Source organism: Streptomyces sp. NPDC021019 (assembly GCF_044333295.1).
GTDB lineage: Bacteria > Actinomycetota > Actinomycetes > Streptomycetales > Streptomycetaceae > Streptomyces.
Genome location: NZ_JBIRQR010000003.1, coordinates 689,841 through 705,421 on the forward strand (window position 1 = coordinate 689,841; position 15,581 = coordinate 705,421).

12 protein-coding genes and 2 pseudogenes are annotated in these 15,581 nt (G+C 68.7%); 7 read left to right on the forward strand and 7 right to left on the reverse strand.

Annotation, left to right across the window (positions count from 1 at the left end; translation table 11 throughout):
* Positions 1-752 precede the first annotated feature (752 nt).
* A complete protein-coding gene (locus ACH4RG_RS20595) occupies positions 753-1,847 on the forward strand; it encodes a hypothetical protein (RefSeq protein ID WP_397917807.1) in 1,095 nt (364 codons plus the stop codon).
* 24 nt (positions 1,848-1,871) lie between these two features.
* Positions 1,872-2,732: a DUF3592 domain-containing protein gene (locus tag ACH4RG_RS20600; protein ID WP_397917808.1), complete on the forward strand. Its 861-nt coding sequence runs from the start codon at positions 1,872-1,874 to the stop codon at positions 2,730-2,732.
* 407 nt (positions 2,733-3,139) lie between these two features.
* On the opposite strand, the gene ACH4RG_RS20605 is transcribed toward ACH4RG_RS20600, so the two are convergent.
* The 3 genes from ACH4RG_RS20605 to ACH4RG_RS20615 form a co-directional block, all read right to left on the reverse strand.
* A complete protein-coding gene (locus ACH4RG_RS20605) occupies positions 3,140-4,306 on the reverse strand; it encodes a hypothetical protein (RefSeq protein ID WP_398539938.1) in 1,167 nt (388 codons plus the stop codon).
* Between the two features lie 557 nt (positions 4,307-4,863).
* Positions 4,864-5,301: a hypothetical protein gene (locus ACH4RG_RS20610; RefSeq protein WP_151513813.1), complete on the reverse strand. Its 438-nt coding sequence runs from the start codon at positions 5,299-5,301 to the stop codon at positions 4,864-4,866.
* 478 nt (positions 5,302-5,779) lie between these two features.
* On the reverse strand, positions 5,780-6,658 hold the full coding sequence (locus tag ACH4RG_RS20615) for a UbiA family prenyltransferase (RefSeq protein WP_398539939.1): 879 nt from the start codon (positions 6,656-6,658) through the stop codon (positions 5,780-5,782).
* Between the two features lie 577 nt (positions 6,659-7,235).
* Here ACH4RG_RS20615 and ACH4RG_RS20620 point away from each other — a divergent pair.
* Positions 7,236-8,111 carry a transposase family protein gene (locus ACH4RG_RS20620; protein ID WP_397917812.1) on the forward strand — a complete coding sequence of 292 codons (876 nt, stop codon included), beginning with the start codon at positions 7,236-7,238 and terminating at the stop codon, positions 8,109-8,111.
* An 846-nt stretch (positions 8,112-8,957) separates the two neighbouring features.
* Here the strand turns inward: ACH4RG_RS20620 and ACH4RG_RS20625 are convergent.
* Positions 8,958-9,362, reverse strand: a complete 405-nt coding sequence (locus ACH4RG_RS20625) for a type II toxin-antitoxin system PemK/MazF family toxin (protein ID WP_397927289.1) — start codon at positions 9,360-9,362, stop codon at positions 8,958-8,960.
* 168 nt (positions 9,363-9,530) lie between these two features.
* Here ACH4RG_RS20625 and ACH4RG_RS20630 point away from each other — a divergent pair.
* Both ACH4RG_RS20630 and ACH4RG_RS20635 read left to right on the forward strand, forming a co-directional pair.
* Positions 9,531-10,749, forward strand: a pseudogene (locus tag ACH4RG_RS20630) (IS701 family transposase).
* Positions 10,750-10,780: 31 nt separating this feature from the next.
* Complete coding sequence (locus ACH4RG_RS20635; RefSeq protein ID WP_397917814.1) at positions 10,781-11,368, forward strand: SUKH-4 family immunity protein; 588 nt, start codon at positions 10,781-10,783, stop codon at positions 11,366-11,368.
* A 29-nt stretch (positions 11,369-11,397) separates the two neighbouring features.
* On the opposite strand, the pseudogene ACH4RG_RS20640 reads toward ACH4RG_RS20635, so the two are convergent.
* A pseudogene (locus tag ACH4RG_RS20640) lies at positions 11,398-11,614 on the reverse strand (transposase); the annotation flags it as partial.
* Between the two features lie 151 nt (positions 11,615-11,765).
* Between ACH4RG_RS20640 and ACH4RG_RS20645 the strand changes: the two are divergent.
* A complete protein-coding gene (locus tag ACH4RG_RS20645) occupies positions 11,766-12,086 on the forward strand; it encodes a hypothetical protein (protein ID WP_398539940.1) in 321 nt (106 codons plus the stop codon).
* Here ACH4RG_RS20645 and ACH4RG_RS20650 read toward each other — a convergent pair.
* Entirely contained in the window at positions 12,083-13,222 is a 1,140-nt protein-coding gene (locus ACH4RG_RS20650) for an EamA family transporter (protein ID WP_397927291.1), read from the reverse strand. The two genes, ACH4RG_RS20645 and ACH4RG_RS20650, sit on opposite strands and share 4 nt — an antisense overlap.
* Before the next feature lie 94 nt (positions 13,223-13,316).
* On the opposite strand from ACH4RG_RS20650, the gene ACH4RG_RS20655 reads away from it, so the two are divergent.
* Positions 13,317-13,940 carry a TetR/AcrR family transcriptional regulator gene (locus ACH4RG_RS20655; RefSeq protein ID WP_397927292.1) on the forward strand — a complete coding sequence of 208 codons (624 nt, stop codon included), beginning with the start codon at positions 13,317-13,319 and terminating at the stop codon, positions 13,938-13,940.
* A 247-nt stretch (positions 13,941-14,187) separates the two neighbouring features.
* Here the strand turns inward: ACH4RG_RS20655 and ACH4RG_RS20660 are convergent, their stop codons facing one another.
* A complete protein-coding gene (locus ACH4RG_RS20660; protein WP_398162660.1) occupies positions 14,188-15,579 on the reverse strand; it encodes a hypothetical protein in 1,392 nt (463 codons plus the stop codon).
* Positions 15,580-15,581 lie beyond the last annotated feature (2 nt).

Genomic DNA, 15,581 nt, shown 5'->3' on the forward strand with positions numbered 1-15,581 from the left:
CCGACGCACTACACGGGTATGGGTGGACCCGATGGTCTACCGCTCTCTGGAGTGATCGACCCGGGAGGCGTTCGGCGGGTACGTGAAGGACTGGGTCACCGCCGACCTCACAGACCGGATCACCGGCGACCCCGTTCTGGTCAAGGTCATCGTCGGGGAGCACGATCTCGCCCTGACAGCCCATGCGCGCCACGTGGCTCAGCCACTATCCGAACGCCGAACTGGAGGAGATCGCCAACAGCGGCCACTACCCCATGCACGAGACACCTGTGGCCAGGGCCACAGGTGTCTCGAGACATTCCTGAACGCCTGAGCCCGCAGCGACAGCTGCAAGAACACTACCGACCCGGCCTGGAGAGCGTTGTCAGGTGACCCTGCCGCGGAGCCACCTCCTCCTCGCCGCCCGGCGGCACGAAGAACCCGCCCGCTGCTCTCACCGGCGGAGGTGTTTCAGGACCACGCAGCCCGGGCCCGTCCGTGCAGCGAGCATGGGTATGCCGAGGGCCGAGGAAACGGGCGTCTCCTGCGCGGCCAGCTCAGCGGAGATTCGCACGACGGTCAAGGTGCTGCGGCGCCCCGCCACATCGCTCACGGCGCCACAGACAGGCCCGCGTATCAGCGGCACCGGGCGGGTAGCGCTCCAGGCGGACCGGGCACCGGCGACATGCGGGCTATGTGTCGTGGTTGAGCCCGCATCGGCGTCTCGACTTGTAGATCTGTTCGCTGCTGCCCATGGCGGGCACAATGGCGCCATGACGATGAGTGTGGGTGCTCCGCCCGCGCACCACTCGCCTGCCGATCTCGCTTCTGGGTTTCTGACGGCCGGTGTCATCGGAGCGTCGCTGACGGCCTTCATCGGAGGTTGGATGGTCGAGAGCGTGCCGATGTTTGTCACGGGACTGCTCGTGCCCGCGCTCTACGGCCTTCTCTTCTTCCTTGCCACGCTGCCGCGTCGTGCCAGCGAGGCGGCATTCGTTCCGCGCACGGCGCTCGCGGCGATCGAGAGTCTGGAGGCGGTCAGGGGTGAGACCAGTGATGTGCCAGTGCGATTCGATCTGTCCGTCGTGCCGGACGACGCGCCTGCGTTCCGAGTCGAGATGTGGCAGGACGTCAACCGCGTCGAGCTGACCGAGTACCGGCCAGGCGGGACTGTGGTGGTGGAGTACCCGCCGGACCGGCCGTGGAAGACGCGGATCGTGAGGCGGCCGACGCCGCAGTGGGAGGAACGGGCGGCTGTGGCCCGGGTGGTCTCGGTGCCCGGTCCGGTCATGAGGAGCGAGACCCCGGACAGCTCCTTCAGCGGGTTCCTCAATCTCTTCGGGTTGCTGCTCGGCGTGGCCGCCGTGCTTCTGCTCTTCCGTGCCGACCTGTTCGATTCTTACGAGGGCGATAACGGCGCTGCCCCCAAACCGTCTGTTTCCTCTTCCTCCTCGTCATCCTCCGCGACGCTCGTGACCTCTGTGACAGGCACGGTCGCCATCGGCCCTGGCCGATCGATGCTCGATGAGAGCGAACTGCGCCGCGCTGTCGAGTCGTTGACGCAGACCGCGGACAAACGTCACGCGCTCACCGTCGTCGTGCAGGACCGCCTGCTCACGGTCGTCTTCCCGCCCGCCGGTGTGAAGGTCGCCGGGTTCGACCCGAGGTCCCTGCCCTACGAGCGCGTCGCCGGCCTGGTCGAGGAGGCCCGGACCACGCTCAACGTCGACTCACCGCGGAGCTGGCAGCTCACCGCCGACAGCGTCACCGGACCGCTCACGCTCAGAGTTGTGGTCACCGGGGGCGGGGGCACGGGAATGCTCGAGGCGGACGGGAAGGGCGAAGTGCTCCGGCGTAACGGTAGTTGACCGGACCGGCAGGAGGTGGGCGTCATGAGTTGGGAAGAGTTCCTCGCGCTGTGGTGTGGCGTGTGGGCTGTGCTGGCGCTGGCCGGGTACGGCATGGCGCTGGCCGGAGTGACCAAGGCACAGCGGATGGTCCGGTACACGGGGCGGATTGAGCAGGTGCGGTTGCCCCGGCACGGCGGGTCCCGTACGGGCGGCATATCGGTGGTCATCTCCTACCGCGACGCGACCTCTGGTCAGGAGGTCACCGTGACCAACGACGGTGAGCGAGGGGAGGTGATCACCTCTGCGTGGGAGGGGCGGGAGATAGGGGTCAGCCACCCGCGAGGCAGGCCGCATGCCTACCGGCTTTCCTCCACTCCTGAGGAGCCGAGTCGCGGGCTGGGCTGGCCGACCTTCGCACTCTTCCTGGTCTACTGCGGGCTGGTGGCCCTCGTGGCGGCCGGTTGGGGGTGGCCGTGGGCGCTGATCGGCCTCGGCGGGCCGTTGTCGGTCTTCGCCGCTGTTCATCTGCCCGGAACGGTACGTGCCAAGAACCACCGCATCGAGAAACTGGCCGCGATGGACACCGCGCACGGACGGATCATCGCGGTCCTCAAGGACGTCACCCTAGACCAGGACAACGGCACCTCCACCACCATCACCCCGGTGGTGTCGTTCACCACCCACGAGGGCACGGTCGTCACGGCTCACTGCACGTCCAACCTCCCGGACCCAGCCGACTCGTACGGCCGTGACGTCACGGTCCACTACGCCCCCGGCGGCCTTGCCGACTTCACCTTGGACCGAGCCGCCGCACGCCGCGGGCAGAAGCTGGACGTGGTGATCAACGCGCTCGCTGTCGTCGTACTGCTGGCGACGACCGTGGCGGGAATGGCGATGCTCTGAGGCAACGTGCTGCTGCCGAGGCGCCGTAGGTCCGCTTCCCGGCCGCGGCTCGGTAGAGCGCGACAGCGTCCTTCCTGCACTCTTTCGGATACGGAGGTCGTCAAGATCCATTGTCAGGGGTGTCAACTCCAAGGGATCAGCCTCCCTCCAGCCCTGCCCTCGGGCCGTAGGGGCCGGGCCGGGCGGGCAGGGCGGCGAGCAGGCCAGGTCGACGTCAGCGACCATCGCCCGGACGATCGCAGCGGGGTCGACCTGAGGGCGACCAGTGACCGCCGCCGAGGGCCTGGCCGTTGAGGGACCGACATGGCGATGCCCCCACCGGGCGAGGTCTTCGGGGTGCGGTCCAGACGTGGCGTGGCCGGGATGGTCCGGGGCAACCTCAGCCCGCTTCAGGCCACGCAGCACCCCTAGCCGGCCGGGGCGGCGGTCCAGCCGGAGAAGCTGCCGGGTGTGGCGGTCTGGAGTGTCTGGCGGGTTCGCAGTGCCGTGAGGGCGAAGACAGTGGTGAGGTAGGACGAGCCGAAGTACACGGGGAACCGCCCCATCCGATAGTACGGGCTGGCCGGCCAGGAACCGTCGGACTGCTGGGCCTGGGCAATCAGGGTGCGCCGCTGGTCCTGGCCGGCGGTGAGTCCGAGGTTGTCGGCTGCCAGCGTCCGGAAAGCGAGAGCCATGGGGCCGGGCTCGCCGCCCGTACGCGGTGAGGAGTTCGCCTGTTCGCGTTCCTGGAGGGCGCGGCGCAAGGGGGTGGCGAGGACCTGGGCGCTGGAGGGGAATCGGGCACAGAGGCGGGAGAGCGCGTAGAGGAACGCGCCGGGAGATGGGTAATAGCGGGTGCCGTTCAGGTATCGCCCGGACTCAAGGTGCTCGGCCAGGTATCGCGTCGAGGTGCTGATAACCGCCGCCGCGCTCTCGCTATCGGTGTGGAGGTCGCTGAGCTGAGCCGTGTAGAGGGCGTTGGCACAGGCGACCGCGTCGTGCTTGCGTCCGCGGCGCAAGGCATGGGGTTCCAGGCCGTCTTCCCAATAGACCATGAAGACTCGCGCACGGAGTGCATCATCGTCGCCGTATTGGCGGGGAACGCTGTCAGCGGGTGCTGCCGCGTGCAGGAGATCGGCCACGTGTGCTTCGAGGTCCGCAGGGGCGAGCAAGCCGTGCTCGTATAGAGCACCTACGGCCAGGCCTGTGCAGTCGGTGTCGGCAGGAAAGCCGTTGGATCCGAGGAAGAAGCGATACCGACGCTGCCAGCGGGCCGCCTCCATCTGACGGCTCAGTCGCAGGGCCAGTTCCTTGTCCCCCGCGGTGGCGGCGGGAGGCAGGAGCATCAAGGCGACTATGGCCGTGAATGCCTCGTCGGCCAGATCGAATCCCGGATCCGCACCCAGACGCTCGCGAAGTACCGCACGTGCCCGAGCACCGGAAAAGCTGCGGCTGAAGGAGACGTCAAGAGACAGCCGCGCCGAGGGGGCACCACCGTCCAGGAATCGGTTCAAGTAGCGCCAAGCGCGCTCGACGGCACCCTGGACGTGCCGCGTGGCCGCCAGCGGCGTATCCGCAGAAGCCGAAATCGTCACCGTGCCTCGTTCCTCCTAAGACGAAACTGCTGCCGAAGCCGCCCGGCTCCAGGCCGCCACGCCACTGGGGCCCGAGTACGACCACCGGGAGCCGGGCAAGCTCCGCGGGCTGTTCCGCCGCCGCGGCTGACCCCACACCTTGAGGCCGCCTCACGCCGGACACGGGGCAGTGGCGGCGTCGACGAGCAGCGGCCCGGTCAGGCTTGTGCCGCGGGGGCGAGGAGCTGTTCGAGGGTGCGGGCCAAAACGCCGGGCACTGGCGCCAAGTAACGCTGGTAGAGCGAGGGGGGGGAACAATGGGTGTGCAGCTCCTCGACAGGGGTGGTGTCGCCGGTGGTGGGGTGGCAGGGCCGATGAGCAGGGAGCTGCTCAGCGGCTTCATGATGGGCGCTCACAACGGGCCGGAGCCCGCCGCCTGCTGCGCTGTGTCCGTGCACGGTCTCGCCAGAATGCTGAAGCGGGAGACGGAGCGAGCAGCGGGTCCTGTGGCACACCGAGGCCCTCCGGCGGCGTTCCGGCGCGGGCAGAGCGGCTGACGGAAGGCCCTGCGGCGTTCCTCAGCTGGGCTGCAGTACTCGTGCAGCGTCCGGGTGCGAGGTGTCCCGCACCAGATACCGCTGGTACCAGGCCCGTTCATCTGGGGTCATGGTTGTCCTGGTGCCGGAGGCGTCGAGACGCATGGCACGGGTGCGGACCTGGGCATGCTCACCCAGAGGCGACGAGATCGACGTGACCAGGTGCAGGCTGACCCGTCCGACCTTCTCCGCCCGCAGTGCCAGCTGGGTCTCCGGGGTGGTCCAGGGCAGCGGCCGGGTAAATTCCGCCTGGACTCCCACGGCACCCCAGTAGGTCTGCAGACCCAGCTCGTCGCGCAGCGCGCACACCCATTCGACCGCGGTGTCCTCGGCGTAGCGGATGATCGACAGGTTGTGCACGTTGCCGTGGATGTCGGCATCGCTCAGCCTGATGAGCCGCCGCGTGGTGAAGGTGAGCATCGATGTCCTTGTTCCGGGAGGCACTGCTGGCAGGCCGATGACGCGGAGGTCTCGGACAGACGAGCCCGGGCACCTCGCGGTAACGGGAAGCGGCGCCCGAGTCAGGATCGGCCGCGGATCAGCCCCCAACCCGCGCGGCAGCGCCATGCTTGATCAACAAGAAAGGTGTACCACGGGCCATGCAGGTATTTGCTGTCGATTCGGCCCGGGCCGCTCCCATACTCCGATCGAGCGAGCGCGCGCAGCGCACCCGGCCCGAGGCGAATGCGCCCCCGCCGCCACACGGTGGGGCCGCCCCACCCCGCCGCGGCCAGCACGCACCCGGCCGAGGCCCCTGCGCGCAGGCAGCACCGGTGAGGACGGCACGGGGATCGGCCGACGGTCCGAACCCGCTGAGGTGCGCAGAGCCGGAATCGCCGACCCGCTCCGGGGCACCCGCCCTGATCTGGACGGCGGTTGAGTGACGGTCTCCTGCCCGTCAAAGGCCGAAAGCGCCGGCGGGGACGGCCGCGGCCAGTGCGGCAACAGCGACCTGGGACTCGATCCAGGGGCGCAGCCGGGCGTCTCGCTCCGGGCTGTGGCAGGCGAGCAGGGCCGCAGCGTACCCGCCCCACACCAGCCCCACCAGCGGTGCCACAGCTGTAGAGACCAACAGACCGAGTACTGCGAATGCGTAGCCGAGCCGTTTGGCTCTGGCCACCCCCAGGAGTACTGGCAGGCTCCGGGTGCCGTCCAGGCGGTCCGCGCCGACGTCGCGCAGGTCGTTGTTGATGACCTCGACGGATCCGATCAGCAGCACACTCAGGGCCCACCACCAGGTCGACGCCAGCGTCAGCAGGTTGTGGCCGGCCGCGACAGGCAGGATCGCCACTGTCACCCACACGGCGACGACGTATGGGACCTTCGTCCCGGGAAGCTGCCGCAGGGCCACCCGTCGGCCGCGGGCGGAGATACATGGCTTGGCGTACAACCGTGCGGAGATCCAGGCCAGGACCAGTGCGAGCGCACACCACGGCCGCAGCGCGGCCGTGACGAGGGCAAGCAGCACACACAGGCCCATCCATGTCCGCATGGCCTGGTGGTGGCGGGCCATCCATGCTTCGCGGCTTCCCGGGGCGTCCTCACTGTCGGGTCCGGTCAGCCGGTCGCGCGTGTAGGTGGCGGCGATGATGGCGAAGGCGAAGGCAGCTGCGATGAAGTCCGCTTCCTCTCCTAGGACCTGACAGGTCGCGAACGTGGCTGAGGCGGCGGACAGCCCCATCAGAACATTGGTCCATGCCAGCAGCGTCAGCGCGGAGGGCCGTGGGCTGGCCGGCCCGTCCAGCGTCGTGCTGCTGCCGCGGCGAAGAAGCGACATGAGTGCATCCGTTCTGTGCAGGGCGAACCTCGGCGACTGCGAAGCGAAGAGCAGAAGGGGCATGCCTGTGGGATACAAGCCAGGCTTGTGGGGCATTCCGGAAGGCCAATTCTTCCCACCCGTTTCACTACGACCGCCCTCTTTGGCGTGATATGAGCGTGTTTGTTCAGTCCTTCATCACCCGATCGAGGACCTCTATACCGTCCTTCAAGTCGCGCTGGCGGTGTTGGTCATGCGGTGAGAGGTGGCTGCCGGGGGCGGGGCTCGGGCGACGTGTGCGCCGTCGACCTAGGTTCCCGGCGGCTTCGTCATCGAGGCCAGGCCGGCGTAGACCGCGGGGGAAGGGGTGCTCGATGGTGCCGGCTCCTACGCCGCCATCCGGTGCGGCTGTTGCGCCTGTACTGGGGAATGCCCCGGGTCACCGCGACGGGACGTCAACTCGTCACCCGGAAGGCAAGAGTCGGCCGCCGCTACTCGCAGCGACGACCCAAGACACCCGAGCGGAGCGTTCTGCTCATGATCGGCACCCGCACGCAGTGCTCATCACGCGCGAAATTCCCCGTTTCCGCAGGAAGCTGTGCGCACCAAACTGCGGTCCCTACACCGGGGCGGGGGTCGGCATCGCCTGGAGCAGGCCGGCGTCGAAGGCCGCCGCCATGCTGCGCGGGGTGGGGTCAGGAAGCGGGCTGCGGGTGCCGGCGCCCGTCACCAACTGGTCTTCGTCGACCGGCTGGTGGCCACGCTGATCCATCTGCGCCATGATCTGCCGCACTCGGTCCTGGGCCTGTCGTTCAGCGTTAATCGCTCCACCATCACCCGGGCCGTCCAGGAGATACGCGCGCTTCTGGCCGAGCGGGGGTGTGCGGTCCCCGACCGCCCAGGCCTGCGTCTGCGGACGCTGACGGACGTGTTCGCCTATGCCCAGGCCGAAGGCATCGAGCTGCGGCTGGACGCTACCGAGATCCAGGTCCGCAGACCGCCGGCCAACCGCGGCGGGCGCCGTGCGTGCGTCTCGGGCAAGAAGAAGCAGAACACCATGAAGGCCACCGTGATCGCCGACTGGCGGGGCCGAACACTATGGACCGATACCCTGCGACCCGGACGTATGCACGATGCCACGGCCGCCCGCAACGAGGGCATCGCCGCCTGTTTCCAGCACTTCTCCGACGTCGAGGTCCTCCTGGACGACGGCTACCTCGGCCTCAGTCGCGACCACCGAGGACAAGCGATAACACCACCCAGAAAGCCCCGGCCGGGAGCACTGCCCGGCAGAGTTGAACAGTGGGCACGCGAGCGCCACGACCACTCGTCCGACCGCATCAGCGTCGAACACGCTCTCGCCGACCACAAACGCTGGAAACAACTGACGCGCTGGACCCACCGTCGCGACCGCCTGCCCGACACCTACCGCGCCACCGCCGGCCTCGTCTCCGACCGCACCAACAACGGCTGACAACAGGCCAGGGCCAGGCCAAGCACGCCTCACCCGTTATCACGCACCAACTCGTTAGGGGACAAGTCTTGGGCGCTTGAAGTGGTGGAGGAGCTCGAAGGCCTGCGCGACGACGTAGCGGAGCTTGCCCATCCCTTCGAGGTCGGGCAGCCCTTGCGCGAGATGACAGGCAGGATCCGGCGCTCGAGCAGCGCGTCCCGGTTCGGGGTGGAGTCGTAGCCCTTGTCGCCGAGCAGGGCGTCGGACCGGCGGCGGGGCCGGCCCGGGCGGCCGCCGATGGGCGGGAACTTGTCGACCAGGGCGAGCGTCCGGGTGCGCCGTTGACGTTCGCGGCAGTGGTGATGACCTTGAGCGGGGTGCCACGTCCGTCGCAGATCAGGTGGTGTCCGCCGCCCGTCTTCCGCCGGTCGACCGGCGGCGGCTTCCCGCCGTGGGACCGAGTCTGCGCGTTCTTCCGCCGTTGGCGCGACCGCGTGCAGGTCAGAGAGTTCCACGACCGGCCGCGCGGCCGGGTCCACCTGGAAGCTGGGCGGGATGCCGGGGCGAGTGCGGGGGTGATTGATTCTCAGTCAGTCGAAGCGGACGCGGTTGTCGGCACGGACAGTCGGGGCTTCGACAGCGGGTAGCCGATCAACGGGCGCAGACGGCACGTCGTGGTCGATCCTCCGGGGCTGCTGCTGGGCGTGATGGTCTCGAGCGCTGGAAGCGGCGAGGAAAGGGAAGCGGGGCTAGTACTCCAGCCGTAGTTCGTGATCTCGATCGTGAGGGGCGCCGAGGAGGCAGCTGGCAGCGTCGATCATCTGGACGAGACCGACCACGCCGTCGCGGGCGTCCGTTCTTCTCCGCCTACCCGAGTCCACCGAGACGGAGGGCGTTCCTTATCTCGCTGAGCTTCGCGGTCGTCGCCGGGGTCCACTCCTTCGCCTGCTCACCGAGACGGAGGGCGTTCTCCATCTCGCTGAGTTTCGCGGAGGACAGAACGCCCGCTCGCTCGATCAGGTCGTCCCGGGACACGGTGGTCAGCCACGTGCAAGGGGTAAAGCCCGGACGCGGCAACGCGAACCGCAGCACGCCTTCAAAGGGCAGTCCTTCCATGGCGCCTACTGCCACTTCGACTCCCAGACCGGTGATGTCGACACCCGCCCGTGCGACGACCTGCATCACCCGGATCCCGGACGCGTCGTCTCCCGACAGCAGTACGACCGGCCGCCGCTCGTCGAACTCCACCCACCAGACTTCGCCACGTTGCACAGGTCCTCCTGACACAGGAACGGCGCGAGGACGCTGCGCGACCCCGACGCGCTGTGGAGACGGGTGCGGCCACCCGTTGATCATCGGTGTGTGAAGACGAACGATCACGCGGTGGCCGCAGGTCACAGCGTAGACCCTGCCCGCTGGCAGGAGGCGTTCGAGGGCCTGATGAGCCGGATAGCGGGACGGTTCACACGGGTCGAACCCCGGTTCCGGGTCCGGACGTTGGTGCTCGGACTGCTGTCGGACCTGCTGCGCAAGAACTGCTGGACCATCGCCGAATGGGCCGGGGAGAGGACCCCGGACGGCATGCAGCACCTGCTCGGCCGGGCCAAGTGGGACGCCGACCGGGTCCGCAACGATGTGTGTGACTACGTGGTGGATCACCTGCACGACGACCAGGCGGTACTGGTGGTCGACGAGACCGGGGACGTGAAGAAGGGCACCGACACGGTCGGCGTCCAACCCCAGTACACCGGTACCGCGGGCAGGATCGAAAATGCCCAGGTCGCCGTCTACCTGGTCTACGCCGGCCGGCGCGGGCACGCGGCAGTGGACCGGGAACTGTACGTCCCGCGTTCATGGACCTCCGACCCTGACCGCTGCCGGGATGCCGGACTCGACCAGGACACCGCCTTCGCCACCAAGCCGGAACTGGCCACTCGTATGGTCGCCCGGTTCCTGGACGCCGGCCACGAGGCCGCATGGGTCGTCGGCGACGAGGTCTACGGCGGCAACCCCAAGCTGCGAACCGCACTGGAGGAACGCGGCACCGGCTACGTCCTCGCGGTGGCCTGCTCGCACGAAGTCACCACCGGGGCGGGGAGGTTCCGTGCGGACACCCTGACCAAGAAGGTGCCCAAGCGGGCCTGGCAGAAGCTCTCCGCAGGGGCCGGGGCCAAGGGCCACCGTCTCTACGACTGGGCAGTCATCTACCTCCCCGACCCCCGACCCGGGAGTCGTCAGCTGCTGATCCGCCGTAACCGCAGCACCGGCGAACTCGCCTACTACCGCTGCTACTCGCCCGCACCCGTGCTGGTCAACGTCGCTGGATCAAGATGGCGGGTGGAGGAGTTCTTCCAGTCGGGCAAGGGCCTGGCCGCACTCGACGAGCACCAGGTCCCCCGCTATGCCTCCTGGTCCCGCTGGGTCACCCTCGCCATGCTCGCGCACGCCTTCCTCGCCGTCGTACGCGCAGAACGAGCGCACCCGCCCCGCACCCGATGCCCTCAGTCCGCTCGCCTGCAACGAGATCCAGTGCCTGTTCATCACACTCGTTGTCCGACGCGTCCACGATGCCGCCCACCGGCTCGGTTGGTCCGACTGGCGCCGCCACCAGGCCCGATCCCAGGCCAGCCACTACCGTCGACAAGCCACTCAGGCATGAAGATCACGCACTACGGCTGGAGTACTAGGGCATGCTGTTCGATGTCGATTACGGTGCGCTGGCGACTGCCGTCGGCGAGGGCAATGTTCATCGCCTGCCGACCGGGACCGCAGGGCGCAACGGATTCACCGCGGAGACGTTCGGTTTTTTCACCGAGGTTGGAATTCCGTCTGCCGAGGATTACGAGATCTCCTTCGTTCTCCCTGCAGAATTCGACGATGGCTATATCTGGCGGCGCGCCGTGCAGGAATCGCAGGGCTGGAAGTTCCCCGAAGGGGTCGAGACGCTGATCAAGATCGGGCATTTCCCCGTCAACGCCGTAGTCATCGACCCCATCACAGGGATCGTCTACCAGTACACCGATGCCTCGATGGAAGCCATTCCCGTTCATGCGGATGTTTCCTCCTTGGCCGGGACCGTCCGATCGTTCGTCGAGTACGTTGAAAATTACACGCGCGGTGATGACGAGGGCGATGAGGACGTGGAGTATGCCCGCCGCAAGCGGGAAGTCGACGCCATTCGCGACGCGATCCGCCTTGTAGACCCCCTGCCGTTCGCTCATGAATACAGCGAATGGGTCGAGATATTCGACAACCTCGAAGGCGGGATCTACACTTGACGGCCCTCGCTTTCGCCTCGAGGTCGGCTCGAGCTGCGGCCGGGTCCCGGCTCGCAGGACGATCGCGTACGGCCGGCCAAGATCGGGAATGGTCTGGTCCTTGCCCCGTCCGTAGGTGTGACACGGGGTTGGCTCCGGTGAGGTGTGGGCGTCCGGCCGTAGCCAGCAGGTGACATCGGCGGCCAGGACCAGCCGGCTGTCCGCCGACCCGGGCAGTGGCACCGAGGTCAGGGCCGACCTCATACGTGTTCGGACGAAGGCCGCTTCCGCGTACGGCGGTTGCCGCACCGAGTGACCAGGTGCGACGTACCGTTCTCAGGCGCACGTTGAAGATCAAGCTCGGGCGTGCCGCGAAAACGCTGGTGAGATTCCAGGGAGACCCTGAGACCCTGGGCGCATGCCTCGACGCATCATGTTTGTGCAGCTGAAGACGGGTTATGACACCGACCGCGGGCCCTCGTGGATCGAGTGGGTGGACTTTTCGAAGACATGGGGGACCGCGCACTTCCACGGGCGAACGCTGCGCCGTGCAGGGGGGATGTTCGATGCCAACTTCTACGACATCGAGACCGGCGAGGAGTTCTGGGTCTCCGGCCCGAAGCGGAACCGTGCCGACACTCGCTACGCCCCCTCGGCCCCTGAGGTCAAGCCGGACGCAGCCGATGCCTATGAAGCCTTCCTGGACGGCGCGCCTCTGCCGGGCAGGGAGAACGGCTAGCGTCTCGACGCGCGTTGCCAGTCAGAGCCATGCGTCGAGAACTGCGACCAGGAGGGTCGCCTCATAGCGGACGGCGAGCTTGTCCCATCGGGTGGCAACGGCGCGGACCGGCTTGAGGCAATGGATCCCGCATTCGACCGCGTGGCGCTCGTGGTGGTGGACCGGGGCGAAGGTCGGGTGCGGACAGCAGCAGGAGCGACGCCTGGTGGGGCGCTGCCGATGGTCTTCCCGGTCGCCGTGTCACGGGCGGTCCGCGCTGGTCGGCATCGGTGAACCGGGATGCTGTCAGCACGCCAGGTCACTACGGCGCCGGCTGACACGATCAGTCCCATGCCGACGAGCACCGGTGCGGAGAGAGCTTCGGCGAGGGCGAGGGCACCGATGAGCGCGCCCATCACCGGGTCGAGCGAGAACAGCGTCGCGACCACTTTGGCACCGGCCAGCTTCACGGCCTGGAAATCGAGAGTGAAGGCGAGGGCCACCCCGACGGCGCCGGAGACAGCGACCAGGCCCCAGCCGGATCCGTCGACGTTCGGGGCGGCGGGAACGGAGAAGGGGAGGAGCAGCACCGCCGAGATGCAGACCGATACGGCCAGCCCCTCCAGCCCGGAGGATGCCCGGCCCACCCGCTGGGCGAAGACGGTGTAGCACGCAAGGGCCAGCGCGGAGAGGAGTCCGAAGGCCATTCCTGCCCACTCGACTTCCCCGCCCGGCTCCGTGACCAGGACCACGCCCGCCAGACCGACCACGGGGAAGAGCGCTTCGCGCCAAGCGCGTGCCGAGGCGACCGCCACGACGAACGGCCCGAGGAACAGCAGCGTCGCCGCCACGCCCAACGGGAGACGGCTCACCGCGCAGTAGTAGGCCACGTTCATCACGGCCATCGCCGCGCCGTAGACGACCATGCCCGCCCATTCCCGCCGTGTGTGGCCACGGACCCTCGGACGCACCAGCGCCATCAGGACGAAGGCGGCGCAGAGCTGCCGCAACCCGGCGACGGAGGGAGCGCCCAGCCGATCGAAGAGTGTCGAGGCGAGTGCTGCCGAGGCTTGCACACTCAGGCAACTGAGGAGGACCAGGCCCGCACCGAGGGGCGCTCGGGTGCGGGCAGGCCCCGCGGTGGTCAGTTCCTTCATGTGCGCACCCTCCGGTACGGGGCACGAGACACTCGCCCGTCTCCCACCCCACTGAAACGACCGTTTCACTGTAACGCTCGTTATGCTGAGGTGCATGGATCAGGAGACCGCCGAAGCCATGCCCCGACCGTCCGCCAGGGAGCGATTGCTGGACGCGGCCGACGAGCTCTTCTCCCGGGACGGCATCGCCCGCACCAGCGTCGATCAGGTGCTGCACCACGCCCACGTCGCTCCCGGCACGCTTTACGCGCACTTCGGAGGAAAGGACGGGCTGATCGCAGCCGCGCTGCAACGGCGCCTGGACCGCTGGGAACAGGTATGGCAGGAAGCGGTGGACGCCGCGGCCACACCCGTCGAGAAGCTCCTGGCCCTGTTCGACGCGGTCGCCGCCTACCGGGACCGGTACACCCCGGGTCGTGGGTGCGCCTTCCTCGCGACCAGCACGGAACTGCCCGACCTCGACCACCCCGTCCGCGCCGTGATCGAGGCGGAGACCACCCTCCTGCTCACGCGGCTGAACCAGTTGGCGGAAGCCGTCACCACCGAGGCCCCCGCCGCCCTGGCGGGCAACGTACTGCTCGTGTACGACGGAGCCATGGCAGGCCTCCAACGAGGAGGGACACCAGAGCCGCTCGGCCACGGAAAGACGCTGGCGAGATGCCTGATCCAGAACGCGATCGGTACCGAACAGGCCCCCGTCCATCCGGCTGGTTCGTGAAGCCTTCCGCAGCGGCGGAGCGCGGCAGCGAGGCCGAGGAAGGCAAGGCGATGTCCGGGGATCGATCCCGTGCAGGCGGCCGCGACGGGCGGGGGCGCGCCGGGAGCGCGTACGCCTTCGGGACAGCCAGAAGTGTCAGGGCGATCGACGCGCGGAGTCGCCCCGACGGACCTCTGCGTCGAGCCGGTCATCGGACGACGGAGTCCGACGGCACTCCCGCCGCAGGGTCGGGCCCGAACGCGTGGGATCAGTGGTCGCCGCCGTGGAAGACGCAGCCCACCGTGGCGCCGCTGCCCATGCTGACGACCCCCACCGCCGGATCGGTGCTGCCCCGGACGAAGCCTCCCGCGTAGCCGTCGTCCTCGGCGCCGCGTGCGCTCAGGTAGAGGCCCCAGTTGAGGAAGAGTTCCCGCACGCCGCCGGCGCCGTCGGGAAACGGCTCGGCGGTGGGACGTACACGGCGCTGGAGTACGAACGGGCCGTCCATCGCCGCGGCGACCCTGCTTTCCCACTCGGCCGGGTCCACCGTCCAGCCGGCGATGATGCCGTTGCCGCCGTGCAGCAGCGTCGGCTTGAGGATCAGCTCGTGCTGGTGCCCCAGGGCGTGGTCGAGCAGGTCGACCCGGGTGCCGCCGGGGTCCGTGGCGCGGGGGCGCACATACCGCGTCCACGGCAGGATCCGGTCGAGGCACGCCAGTTCGGCGGCATCGTACCGGTCACGGTGCTCCTCGTCGGAGAGCATCGCCAGGGTGCCCTTGTTGCCGTACAGCTCGGCGTCCAGTCGGCTGAACAGGCCCAGCCTCCCCTGCTCGACCGCGGTCAGCAGCGGCTCCAGCTGGGCCGCCGCGGTGGGGTCGGTGAGGTCTTCGGGCAGGAAGTACCGGAAGACGACGTCGACGGTTCGGCCCGAGGCCGTCGGACGGCCGTTCGGGTACGTGATCGCGCCGAGGTCGCAGGCGATCCCCTCGACCCCGAAGTCGGCCAGCTTCTCGGCGAACACCCGCAGACGAGGTCCCACGACGGCGAAGTTCTCCACCGTGTCCACCACGGCGACGACGGGCGCCCGGCCGGTGGGGATGTTCGCGGCACACTCCGCGTACATGGTCCGCACCATATGGCCCAGCGTGTCCTCGTAGCGCAGCCCGTGCCGCGTTACGAACTCTTCGAGCGGGGGATAGGCCAGCATCGCCCGGTTGATGTCCGCGTTCTCGAATCCGCCGAGGGCGCTGGTGATATTGAATTCGAGAAGCCTGAATCCCGTGCCGTCGTGATAGAGATCGGCTCGCCCCAGCGGGAGAAGTGACCCGGTCCGGGCGCTCCGCGTGATGAGCGCCGACTGCGAAGGGTCCAGGCCGACCGCCGCGGCCAGTGCGGTGACGCTTCCACCGAACCCGCGCTCCGGCAGCGAGCGCAGCAGCCCGTAGACCGTGTGGAGGTCTCCCACGAGGGTGCGGAGCTCGCTCTCGCCGAGGAAGGCGGGGCCGGTCAAAAACCGGTCCTGGTACGCCAGTCTCAGCGTGGCGGACTCCAGGGCCGCCGCGGTGGGGCGGCCCGTCGGCCCGTTCCGTGCGAGCTGCTCCCCGTACGCGTGGCCCAGCCGCGACCTGGGCGGGGTGCGCGGACTCGTGGTCGTCGTCATGG